General features: G+C 71.4%; 12 protein-coding genes and 3 pseudogenes. 13 read left to right on the top strand and 2 right to left on the bottom strand.

The window, feature by feature from the left end:
• Positions 1-26: 26 nt before the first annotated feature.
• Positions 27-200: pseudogene (locus tag ACSNOG_RS29290) on the top strand (asparaginase); the annotation flags it as partial.
• 65 nt (positions 201-265) lie between these two features.
• On the opposite strand, the pseudogene ACSNOG_RS29285 reads toward ACSNOG_RS29290, so the two are convergent.
• Positions 266-784: pseudogene (locus ACSNOG_RS29285) on the bottom strand (asparaginase domain-containing protein); the annotation flags it as partial.
• Between the two features lie 152 nt (positions 785-936).
• Here ACSNOG_RS29285 and ACSNOG_RS29280 point away from each other — a divergent pair.
• The 7 genes from ACSNOG_RS29280 (at position 937) to ACSNOG_RS29250 (ending at position 5,972) form a co-directional block, all read left to right on the top strand.
• The gene (locus ACSNOG_RS29280) at positions 937-1,392 is read left to right on the top strand and encodes an Lrp/AsnC family transcriptional regulator (protein WP_436755723.1); all 456 of its coding nucleotides are present in this window, start codon (positions 937-939) and stop codon (positions 1,390-1,392) included.
• Positions 1,393-1,449: 57 nt separating this feature from the next.
• The gene (locus ACSNOG_RS29275; RefSeq protein ID WP_436755722.1) at positions 1,450-1,848 is read left to right on the top strand and encodes a VOC family protein; all 399 of its coding nucleotides are present in this window, start codon (positions 1,450-1,452) and stop codon (positions 1,846-1,848) included.
• Between the two features lie 118 nt (positions 1,849-1,966).
• On the top strand, positions 1,967-3,565 hold the full coding sequence (locus ACSNOG_RS29270) for an alpha/beta hydrolase (RefSeq protein WP_436755721.1): 1,599 nt from the start codon (positions 1,967-1,969) through the stop codon (positions 3,563-3,565).
• Between the two features lie 287 nt (positions 3,566-3,852).
• Positions 3,853-4,041 carry a hypothetical protein gene (locus ACSNOG_RS29265; RefSeq protein ID WP_436755720.1) on the top strand — a complete coding sequence of 63 codons (189 nt, stop codon included), beginning with the start codon at positions 3,853-3,855 and terminating at the stop codon, positions 4,039-4,041.
• A 41-nt stretch (positions 4,042-4,082) separates the two neighbouring features.
• Entirely contained in the window at positions 4,083-4,619 is a 537-nt protein-coding gene (locus tag ACSNOG_RS29260) for an RNA polymerase sigma factor (protein WP_436755719.1), read from the top strand.
• The gene (locus tag ACSNOG_RS29255) at positions 4,616-5,329 is read left to right on the top strand and encodes a hypothetical protein (protein ID WP_179083717.1); all 714 of its coding nucleotides are present in this window, start codon (positions 4,616-4,618) and stop codon (positions 5,327-5,329) included. The genes ACSNOG_RS29260 and ACSNOG_RS29255 overlap by 4 nt, the downstream gene beginning before the upstream one ends.
• Positions 5,330-5,633: 304 nt before the next feature.
• Positions 5,634-5,972 (top strand): thioredoxin family protein, encoded by a 339-nt coding sequence (locus ACSNOG_RS29250; protein WP_436755718.1) that lies wholly within the window; start codon positions 5,634-5,636, stop codon positions 5,970-5,972.
• Between the two features lie 120 nt (positions 5,973-6,092).
• On the opposite strand, the gene ACSNOG_RS29245 is transcribed toward ACSNOG_RS29250, so the two are convergent.
• Positions 6,093-6,218, bottom strand: a complete 126-nt coding sequence (locus ACSNOG_RS29245; protein WP_436755717.1) for a hypothetical protein — start codon at positions 6,216-6,218, stop codon at positions 6,093-6,095.
• Positions 6,219-6,911: 693 nt separating this feature from the next.
• On the opposite strand from ACSNOG_RS29245, the gene ACSNOG_RS29240 reads away from it, so the two are divergent.
• The 5 genes and pseudogenes from ACSNOG_RS29240 to ACSNOG_RS29220 all read left to right on the top strand — a co-directional run.
• Positions 6,912-7,283: a beta/gamma crystallin domain-containing protein gene (locus tag ACSNOG_RS29240; RefSeq protein ID WP_436755716.1), complete on the top strand. Its 372-nt coding sequence runs from the start codon at positions 6,912-6,914 to the stop codon at positions 7,281-7,283.
• A gap of 396 nt (positions 7,284-7,679) precedes the next feature.
• Positions 7,680-9,398: a phage tail sheath family protein gene (locus tag ACSNOG_RS29235; protein WP_436755715.1), complete on the top strand. Its 1,719-nt coding sequence runs from the start codon at positions 7,680-7,682 to the stop codon at positions 9,396-9,398.
• A gap of 53 nt (positions 9,399-9,451) precedes the next feature.
• Complete coding sequence (locus ACSNOG_RS29230; RefSeq protein ID WP_058043010.1) at positions 9,452-9,976, top strand: phage tail protein; 525 nt, start codon at positions 9,452-9,454, stop codon at positions 9,974-9,976.
• Between the two features lie 4 nt (positions 9,977-9,980).
• Positions 9,981-10,727, top strand: a complete 747-nt coding sequence (locus ACSNOG_RS29225) for a hypothetical protein (protein WP_436755714.1) — start codon at positions 9,981-9,983, stop codon at positions 10,725-10,727.
• Positions 10,724-11,110: pseudogene (locus ACSNOG_RS29220) on the top strand (hypothetical protein); the annotation flags it as partial. The gene ACSNOG_RS29225 and the pseudogene ACSNOG_RS29220, both read left to right, overlap by 4 nt.

Here is an 11,110-nt window from a genome sequence, read left to right as displayed (position 1 = left end):
GCCCCCTCCCGCGGGTCGACGTCGTCATGCACCACTGCGACGCGGACCCGCTGCTGTTCAACGCCGCCGTCGAAGCCGGCGCCCAGGGCATGGTCCTCGTCGCCACCGGCGCGGGCAACGCGACCCCCGAGGTCGCCGCCGCCGTCGAGGCGGCGGTCTCCCGCGGCGTGCTCGTCGCCCTGACCACCCGGGTGCCCTCCGGATCCGTCGCCGAGATCTACACCCAGGGCGGCGCCGTGGACCTCGCGGCCGCCGGAGCGGGGCTGCCGGAGGGGTCGGCGAAGGCGTCGGCGGCCAGGGTCTGCACCTTGATCGTGCCCCGTGCGGCGTGCACCTGCCCGTCGAAGGCGACCAGGACGCCCATGCCGCGCATGGCCGCCGTGCCGGCCGTGAGCAGGGCGTCGTGGAGGTTGCGCGGCCCGTCGCCGTCCGCCGCTTCGAGCGGGAGCTGGGCGCCGGTGAAGACGACCGGGCGGGGGTCGTGGTGGTGGAGGTCGACGAAGAAGGCCGACTCCTCCAGCGTGTCGGTGCCGTGCGTGACCACGATGCCGTCGACACCGGGATCGGCGAGGACCTCGTGGACGGTGCGCAGGAGGGCGAGCTGGTCGCGGGTGGTGAGGCGGGCGCTGTTCACGCTCATCAGGTCGACGACCCGCACGGATATGCCCTCGGGCACCGCTGCCGTGGCCAGGACGTCGCCGCCCCGCGCGTCGGCGGCGAAACCGGAGCCCTGCCAGCGGCTGGCGATCGTTCCGCCCGTGCTGATGACGACGACCTGTCCCACGTCTGCCGCCCTTTCTGAAGATCACTGCACCGAAGTTCACTGCGGCCGTCCGCGGGGGAGCGGCGACCGGGGGTAACCATAGGACGAATCGGACGCAATTGGATCGCTGATTTGAGCGCGCGGGGCGCCCCGCCGTGGTGGATAATTACGCAGTGGACGGAATCGACAGAAATATCTTGCGCGAGCTCCAGGCCGACGGCCGTCTGACCATCCAGGAGCTCGCCCACCGCGTCGGCCTGACCCCCTCCCCGTGCATGCGCCGCGTCCGCCAGCTCGAACAGGACGGGGTCATCCAGGGCTACCGGGCGGTCATCAACCCCGAGGCCGTCGGCCGGAGCTTCGAGGTCCTCGTCTCGATCGAGGTCAAGCGCGACCGCGAGGCCGTCGAGGCCTTCGAGGCGGCGCTCCAGGACATCCCGGACGTCATCGAGGCCTACCGGCTCTTCGGCAGCCCCGGCTGCCTGCTCCGCATCGCGGTCGCCGACCTCACCGCGTACGAGCGCCTGTGGATCGAGCGCCTCACCACGCTCTCGGGGATCACCGAGGTGAACTCGCAGATCATCATGAAGCGGATCAAGGAACCGCAGGGGCTGCCGGTGGGGCCCTGAGGCTCCGGGACCAGGGCGACGGTGGCGTACGCGTCCGCGCACGGGCATGATCGTCCGATGCCTTCTCTCGGACTGGTGACCCTCGTCGTGCGCGACTACGACGAAGCCATCGCCTTCTACTGCGACGCCGTCGGCTTCGAGCTGCTGGAAGACACCCGGATCGACGCCGGGAAGAGGTGGGTGGTCGTGGCTCCGCGCGGAGCGCGGGAAACGGCGATCCTCCTCGCCAGGGCCGCGGACGCACCACAGGCCGGCCGGATCGGGGACCAGACGGGCGGCAGGGTCGGCTGGTTCCTCAACACCGATGCGTTCGACAGCGATTACGCGCGCATGCGGGCGGCCGGGGTCGTCTTCGAGGAAGCGCCGCGGAGCGAGCCGTACGGCACGGTGGCGGTCTTCCGGGACCTGTACGGCAACCGCTGGGACCTGATCCAGCTGAACGGTGGTGACGGCTGACCGGGGCAGTGGTGCGAAGCGCCCTTGAATCTCCCCCTGGAGGAGTTCCTACCGTACCGGCGAGCGCGGACGGCCCCGGTGGCCGTTTCCGCGGAGTGCGGTATGCGAGGAGGCGATCATGACGGCGTTCGTGCTGGTGGCGGGCCCTTTCACCGGGGGCTGGGTGTGGCGGGAGGCGGCCGCCCGGCTGGAGGAGTCGGGAGCCGAGGTGTACCCGGCGACGCTCACCGGCATGGGAGACCCCGCCCGTCCGGCCGGGCCGGGGACGGACCTGGAGACGCACATCGAGGACGTGGTCCGGCTGATCGACCGGATCGACGCGCCGGAGGTCGTGATCGTCGGCCATGACTACGGCATCCACCCCGTGCTGGGAGCCGCCGACCGGCGGCCGGAGCGGATCGCCCGCATCGTCTACCTGGACGCGGGCCTGCCCCAGGACGGCGACCCGGCGGTCGCGCTGGTGCCCGACCAGGCGGTCAGGGAGGGGCTGTTGCAGCAGCCCGGGCCGGGTGAGAGCGGCGGGCCGGTTCCCCCGCCGCAGTACGACGAGTGGCAGCGCTGGGGCAGCACCGACGGCATCCCCCCGGAGGCCCTGGCCCGCATGACCCGGCTCGCCGTGCCGCAGCCCGCGCGCACGCTCACCCAGCCGCTCCGGCTGACCGGCGCCGCCTCGGGACTGCCGACGACGGGCGTCCTGTGCACCGCCAACGGCTCGAACATCGAGATGGTCGAGTTCCTGGTCACGTCGGGCCCGCCGCAGTTCCGGTGGCTCGCCGACCCCCGGGTGACCTTCTTCGAACTCGCCACCGGCCACTGGCCGATGCTCTCCTCGCCCGGCGAACTGGCCGGAGTGCTGCTCCGTGCCGCTGCGGGCGAGGGCCACCGGGTGACCGCGGCGGCGAGCGAGCAGCCCCCGCATCTGCGGTCCTTCCTGCTGGACGTGGAGGAGCGGCCGCGCGAGCGGGTGGGACAGATGGATCTGTACCTGCCGGAGCTTCCGGACGCGTTGGACGTGCCGGATGCGCCGGGTGCGCCGGGTGCGCCGGGTGCGCCGGATCTGCCGGGCGCGGACGCCGCGCAGGATGCCGGCCGGCCCCGACCCGCGGTGGTGTTCGTCCACGGCGGCCCGGTCGCCCCCGACGTACGGCCCACGCCGCGCGACTGGCCCGCCTACATCGGCTATTGCCGGTACGTGGCGAGCCTGGGAGCGGTCGGAGTGATGCTGGACCACCGGCTGCACGGCCTCTCCGACTACGCGCGTGCCGCGGAGGACGTCGCCGCGGCGGTGGAGCGCGTACGGGCCGATCCGCGCGTCGACGGGGACCGCATCGCGCTGTGGTACTTCTCCGGCGGCGGGCTGCTGTCGGCGGACCGGCTCGCGGAGCCGCCGCCGTGGTTGCGGTGCGTGGCGATGACGTACCCCGTGCTGGCGCCGCTCCCGGGCTGGGGGCTCGTGGAGGCCCGGTTCCGCCCGGTGCAGGCGGTGGGCGCGGCCGGGCAACTGCCCGTCGTGCTCACCCGGGTGGGGCTGGAGAACGCGGCGATCGCGGCGACGGTCGAGGAGTTCCTGAGCGCCGCGGAGAACTGCGGCGCCGGCGTCGAGGTGGTCGACGTGCCGCTCGGTCACCACGGGTTCGAGACGATCGACCACACGGAGGAGGCGCGGGACGCGGTGGAGCGGGCGGTGCGGTCGGTGCTGGGGCACTTGACGAGCTGAACCTGCCGCGGCCGGTGCACGGTGCTCGGTGCCGGGTGCTCGGCGCCGGGTACCCGGTACCCGGTACCCGGTACTGAGTACCCGCGTCCGGCGCCGCGATGACCGGACGATCATCTTCCGTAACTCTTTACGTTCTGCCGTTGCACGTTCCGGCCGTGGCGGTCGCCTATATGGGCGGAGGACGAAGAAGGGTTCCTCCGACAGGGGCAGCAGGCGGCGTCCGGGGGAGCGTGCGCCGCCGGTGCGCCCGAGCCGCTTGTCCGCCGACCGGAGGGATCCCTGCTTCCGTGAAATCTCAACTCGCCGGCGACCTGCTCACCGCAGCGCTGGTCGCACGCGTCTTCGCCGGTGATGCCTGGCACCTCCTGCGGCGCGCCGCAGCCGCCACGGTACGCATCGGCCTGAACCATCAGCCCGCGCCGCCGCGCCCCCTCGAGGGCGCGCCCCGGCGCCGGCGGGTGGGAGGGACGCGATGAACCCCGGCCCCGCACACCCTCCCCGCACAGGCGTCATCCCCGTGACCGGACTCCCCGCCGACTACCGCGCCTTCCACGAGCTCTACCGCGGCATCTACATCCACTGGGCCGAGCTCTACCTGCGCCACCGCCACGACGCCGAGGAAGCCGTCGACCAGGCCTTCGAAGAGCTCTACCTCGCCTGGTCCGAAGTGCTCTCCCAGGAATCGCCCAACGCCTACGCCTGGGCGGTCGTCCGCCACCGCACCGTCGACACGGCCCGGGCCCGGGGACGGCGCCCTGCCGTCATCGACACCGCCGCCTTCGAGACCACCGCGCTCCACCACGCGCTCGACCCCATCGGCGAGCTCGAACACAGCCTGGCCGTCTACGACGCCATCCACGCCCTGCCCGAACGCCAGCACGACGTCATCGTCCTGCTCCACGTCCTGGGCCACTCCACCCGCGAGGTCGCCAGCATCATGGGCATCACCCCCGCCGGCGTGCGCTCCGCCGCACGCTTCGCCCGCCACCGCCTCCAGCACGCCCTCGGCCTCGACCAGGGCCCCTCCGGCGACGAAGGAGGGACGGACAGGTGACCGGCCACACCTCGCTGGAGCTGGCGCTGGCCCGGGTACGGCTCGTCCGGCCGCCCTACACCGTGGCCGACACCCAGGCGGCCGAGGCCCGGCTGGCGGCCCGCATCACCGCCCGGATGCTGCACGGCGCCCTCTCCTTCGACGACCAGATGGCCCCCGCCCGCACCGCCGCGGCCCGCACGGCCGAGCGCAGCGACCTGCCCCACCGGGCCTTCCGGCGCCAGTTGCAGGCGCTGTGCCGCACCGTCGTCACCCGCAACCTCCACGAGCTGGGCGGATTCCTCACCTGCCGCATCCTCGAACCCGCGGGCGCCCTCGTCCTGGGCTGCGTGCTGCACCTCGCCGAGCGCGGGGACTCCGCCCAGTTCTGGTGGCAGTTCGCCGCCGGAGCGGGCAACCGCGGCGCGGCCTGCTGCCTCTACCTGCACCACATGGCCCTCGGCGAGCGCCGCGAAGCCGAACTGTGGCACGAGCAGGCCGGGCTCGAACACCTCATCCCCAAAACGCCCGAGACGATCGACCGCACGGACCTCAACGCGGTCCTGAGCCTCCTCGCCCACCTCCGCGGCACCAGCGTCTTCTCCGCCGCCACCAACGCCGTCATCGCCTACGTCCCCCACGCCCTCGACGACAACGACGCCCTCGACCTCCCCCTCCCCGACCCCGACTTCGCCGAACGCATCGAAGAACTGACGTCCATCGCGTCCTGATCCCCGAACGCCCTGAACGACGCGGCGTCCCCCGGACGGGGCGAGATCCCGGCCCGGGGGACGCCGCACCGGCATGCCCGTCGTGCCCGCTGATTTACGGAGGTCGGCCTCAGGCCCCTCGCCGCCTCGGGTACGGGTGAGGGTGGAGCCACGCTGTTCCATGGCCGCCCGGACAGTGGGGCGCAGCAGCGCTCCGCCTCCGTACGCCCGTCCGGCCGTGAAAGACGGCAGCAGCAAGCGGGTGGGGGCCGTGGCACGTGATGATGGTCCCCCGATATGTCGAATCACGAGGTCAGGAGCTCCGATGCCTAGGCGCGTTCATCAGCCGCTGGAGGACGAGGAGGTCGACTTTGTCCTCAGGATGAGCGAAGGCCCGGTCCTCGCCTACTTCTCCGGAACATGGCCGAAGGCGATCGAGGCCTGCCGGGCCATGGACGTTGTCGTGGGCCGGATCGCCGACGAGTACGCGGGCCTCCTGACAGCCGTCAAGATCGACATCACCCGCTGCCCGGAGGCGACCAAGCGGTACGGCGTCACCGGAGCCCCGTCCGTCGTCCTGCTCAAGGAAGGTGCGGTGGCGGCACGCAGCGCGGGACCGATGACCCACGCCGAGGTCCGGGATTTCCTGCTCGCCCACCTCTGACCGGCCGCCCGCTCTTCCCCGGCCGGGGAGGCGCATACCTCCGAGGTTCCAGGAAGCGGGGGATGAGCACCGAGGGGGCGTCGCCGGGGGAGAGGTGCAGGTTCCGCAGGGCCGGGGCGGTCACACGCTCACCACCGCGATGGCTTCGATCAGGAGCGCGGCGACGCCGGTGCCGTGCGGGTCGGTGTGGCTCTCGTGGTCGCCGACGTCGAACGGCGCGGGAGGCGAACCAGGTCCGGGGGCCACATGGTTGGAGCAGGGCGAGATGCTGAAGGCGGGCCGGGAGCAACTGGTAACCGCCCTCGACAACACCGACACTGCGCTGACACGTTCAAGTAGGCCGGCCGGTAGCCGTCCGGGCCCCGGCTGCCCGGCCGGGGCCTGCCATCTGCCTGTCGTCGATCACGAGACGGTGCTCCAGCCCTTTACGGGACGGTCCCCCCCCGAGGCCCCCAGCGCATACGGGACGATGCGGGCGCCCCTGCCGCAGCAGACAAGGTCGCGCCCGAGGAGAGCGTGCACGCCCGGTACGGGCTCGAAGGCCCGGACAGTGGCACCGGGGCAGAGGTGAAAACACGCCGAGGACGGCACCAACGTCAGCAACGACCGAGCCGGGCAGAAGAACAACGCCGACCCGCAGGCAGGCACCCCGTACGACCATCCCCTCGCAGAAAAGATGCGTCACAACGTCGGCACAGGCCACGACGGGACGGGAATGTGACTGCGATCACAATTCGGCTTGTCGCGCCCTCAGTCTTCGCCGATTTTGGCCAATTACCTCTCAGGGCCCTCCCGATTGGCTGGATGTCCAGTGTCCCGGCGCTTATCTATGTGCGCACACCACGGGTATTTGAAAGCTGGCCGGTATGGATGCTTCTGAAAGCCTTGCTGTGCATGCGACGGTGGAGGCTGCTGTCTCATCGGAGAAAGGGAGAGAGAGTGAATCTGTCCATGCGTCGCTCCGTCGGTATCGCCGCCGCCACTATGGCGGCTCTGGCCGCTACAGCCCTGCCGGCCACGGCCGCGAGCACCGGTGTTGCCCCGATCAACCGCACGAACTGCAACCAGAACGACTATTTCGAAATACACAACAACAACGGCCACGACACGCTCTGCTTCGCCAACCGCGGAGAAATGCCCGTCGCCATCTACGGCGTCAACTGGGTAGAGTCGGGAAACAACGCCGTGACCTTCCAGTTCCAGCGTAACGAGAGTGACCCGAGACTCGAGACCGTCAGCCTCAACAAGTGGGGCCAGTGGTCGCCGGGTCAGGCGTACATTCACAAGATCATATGGATCAAGATCCACTGACATAGGGTTTATGGGAGGGGCGCCCCGACGGGTGCCCCTCCTGGCTGTGCCGCTGACCGGCAACTTTAGGGGCGTCGTGCACTACGACAGCGGCGAGGTATTCACTACCACGGGCCGGCCCCGGGGCCAGCGGCCAGCGTGCGAGGGGCGTCGTAAGGACGTGGGGCCGGTTTCCGGCGCGGCCGCTATCGAGTACGGCCGGCCGAGAGCGCCGGGCCCACGGCGGTGCTCGGGTGTGAGCGCGAGATCAACCCGGTTCGCGACTGCGCTGAACGGCCCTGGTGGGTCCCCTGACCGGGGGAGACACGCCCCGCTCGTCCGACTCCCGTCCGGACCGGTTCCTACGGTGGAACGAGTCCGCTCCGTAGCCCCGTACCGTCGGAGAGAAGAGGCGTCATGCCGGTGAAGGTCAGTTACCCGGGCGTCTACATCGACGAGGTCAAGAGCTCCGTACGGACCATCACCGGCGTTCCGACGTCGATCGCCGCCTTTGTCGGCTGGGCGCCGCGGGGGCGTACCGACCGGCCGGTGCACATCACCTCGTGGGGCGACTACGAGAAGCAGTTCGGGGGCCTGCACAAGAACAGCGCCATGAGTTACGCCGTGGAGCAGTTCTACCGCAATGGCGGGGCCGAGGCGGAGATCGTGCGGGTGGTGCCGAAAGCGCAGGAGACGGATATGCCTCTGCGCCTCGGCGCAAAGGCAGCCGGTAGTCCTGGCGGCAATGACAGCCGTCCCCAGGTGGCGCCCATCGGCCCCGGGGCATGGGCGAAGAAGCTCCGAGCGCGGGTTGAAGAGGCATTGGGGGACGACGGGAAAGCGAAGAAGGACGCCTACAACCTCAGGATCCTCGACAAGGGCACCGGGGTGGAGGAGACGTACCTGAACGTCAGCGTGCGCGAGGACAGCCCCCGCAGTTTGCGCAGGGTCCTTGCGGGTTCACAGCTTGTCAAGTGGCTCAAGGACGGGCAGGGAAACGAAGCTCCGGCCGCAAACAAGACCGACCCGAAAATCACCGACCAACTGCGTGACGACGAGCCCGACGAGCCCGACGACGAGCCCGCCGCCGAAGGCGACGAAGCCGAAGAGGGGGCACAGCCGAAGCCGGCAGCGGCGGCGAAGGACAAGAGCGGCGGACGCTACACGACGATCGACCTGTCCAAGGCGCCGGATGACAGTCTTCCCGCCGAAGAGGATTACATCGGGGAGGGGCGCCAAGCCGGGAAGCTGGGCCTCTATCAGCTGCTCAAGACCGACATCTTCAACATCCTGTGCCTCCCGGAGGTCACGCAGAACAAGGACCTGGCGGCTCAGGTCCGCCTAAACCTGCTGTCCGCGGCGGCGGATCTCTGCGTCAAGCAGCGTGCCATTCTGCTCGTCGACCCGCCTACCGAATGGACCGATGCGGCCACGGCGGACGGCGTCGTGGAGCTGGCCAGGAAGCTGCCGATCACCGGCGGCGATGCCCGCAACGCCGCCATCTACTTCCCCCGCGTCCTGGCCTCCGACTCCCGTCGTGACGGTCTCGTGCGGGACTTCCCGCCCTGTGGGGTCATGGCCGGAGTGATGGCCCGTACCGATGCGCAGCGTGGTGTGTGGAAGGCGCCGGCCGGCACCGACGCCTCGCTCAACGGAGTGCAGGGGCTGGAGATGCCGCTGACCGACCTGGAGAACGGGCGGCTCAATCCGCTCGGCGTCAACTGCCTGCGCGAGCTGCCCGCCGTGGGGCCGGTCGCCTGGGGGGCCCGGACCATGCGGGGGAACGATCAGCTCACCGACGAGTGGAAGTACCTTCCCGTGCGCCGGCTCGCCCTCTTCGTGGAGGAGAGCCTGTACCGGGGCACCCAGTGGGTGGTGTTCGAGCCGAACGACGAGCCGCTGTGGGCCTCGATCCGGCTGAACATCGGCGCCTTCATGAACTCCCTCTTCCGCGAGGGGGCGTTCCAGGGCCGCACGCCCGCCGAGGCGTACCTCGTGAAGTGCGACCGGGAGAACAACCCGCAGAACGACATCGACCGCGGGATCGTCAACATCCAGGTCGGGTTCGCGCCGCTCAAGCCCGCGGAGTTCGTGATCATCCACATTCAGCAGCTCGCCGGCCAGGTCCAGGTCTAGGCATCAGGCCCAGGCCCAGGTGCAGGTCGCAAGAGGCAGGAGGAGCGAGGACGATGCCGGAGATCACGCGCCGGGACCCGTACAAGAACTTCCGGTTCCGGGTGAAGTTCGGCGGCGGGACGACGTACATCGCGGGGATCAGCAAGGTCAGCGGTCTGAAGCGGACCACCGAGGTGGTCAAGCACCGCGACGGCGGCGATCCGGGGACCAGCCGCAAGCTGCCCGGGCGCACCGAGTACGAGGCCATCACCCTGGAGCGCGGCTGCACGGCCGACACCGCCTTCGAGGAGTGGGCGAACAAGGTGTGGAGCCTGCGCAAGTCGGCCGGCGGGCTGGAGACCTCGTTGAAGGACTTCCGCCGCGACCTCATCATCGACGTGTTCGACGAGGCCGGGCAGCAGGTGCTGTCGTACTCCGTCCACGACTGCTGGGTGTCGGAGTACCAGGCGCTCCCCGACCTCGACGCGAACGCGAACGCCGTCGCCTTCGAGCACATCAAGCTGGAGCACCACGGCTGGGTGCGCGAGCCCACCACCCCGCCGCAGCTCCCGCAGTTCACCGACACCGCCTCGGGGTGACGGCGTGGTGGTGGCCGAGCTGACCGAGGCGCAGCTGCTGGCGGTGTGGGAGTCCGGAAGCGGGCAGGGCCCGCAGGACCGGGCCCTGCTGCTCGCCAGGACCGCCGTGGGCGACACCGAGCCCGTCGCCGACCTCACCCTGGCCGGGCTCCACGCCCTGCTGCTCGGCTTCCGCGAGCGCGCCTTCGGCAGCTCGCTGCCCTGCGCCACCGACTGCCCGGCGTGCGGCGAACCGCTCGAAGTCGCCGTCGAGACGGCCGAACTGCGCCCGCCGGCCCCGGCCCCGGCCCCTGCATCGGCGCCGGTCCTCGGGGCGCGCACCGAGCCGCCCACGGGAAGCTTCCGGGCGGCGGGCCGCGAGGTCACGTACCGCGCCCTGACCCTGAGCGACCTGCTGGCCGTCGCCCCGGGCGGCCGCGACTCCCGCCGGGCCCTGCTGCAGCGCTGTGTCGTCGCCACCACCCCGGACGCGGGCCCCCTGCCCGGCCACGTCCTGGAGGAAGTGGCCCGGCGGCTGCCCGGCGTCGACCCGGGCGCGGAGACGGCGGTGGCGCTGGAGTGTCCCGGGTGCGGGCACTCCTGGTCGGCGGAGCTGGACGTCCCCGGGCACCTGTGGGCCGAGATCGAGGGGTACGCGCGCCGCCTGCTGTACGAGGTGCACGCGCTCGCCCGCGCCTACGGCTGGACGGAGCGCGACGTCCTCGCCGTCAGCCCCGCGCGCCGCCGCTTCTACCTGGAGGCGGCCGGGTGAGCGACTTCGTGGACCGTCTGCTGGGCGCGCCGGGCCCGCGCCTCCGCCCGCGGCTTCCGTCCCTCTTCGACCCGGAGCCTCCTCGGCTGCGCGAGCCGGAGGAAGCGGAGGCGGCCGGGCCAGAGGCGGGAGCCGAAGGGCGTGCCGGTGCGAACGGGCGCGCCCTGTACGCCCGGCACGGCGGTGACGGCGCGGACAGGGGGAGCACCCGGGAGTCCGGCGGCGGGCCGGGCCGTCCGTCCGCAACGCCGCCGACGCCGGGTCCGCCGCCCGCCGAGAGCGCCTACGAGGCGGGTGTCGCGGTTTCCCGTCCCGCCTTCCGCGGAACGGCGCCGGCCGGGACGCCGGCCGGGACGCCGCCCAGGACGCCGGCCGGGACGCCG

This window comes from Streptomyces sp. URMC 124, assembly GCF_051386455.1.
In the GTDB taxonomy this organism is placed as follows: domain Bacteria; phylum Actinomycetota; class Actinomycetes; order Streptomycetales; family Streptomycetaceae; genus Streptomyces.
This window is presented reverse-complemented; position numbering and strand designations above follow the sequence as displayed.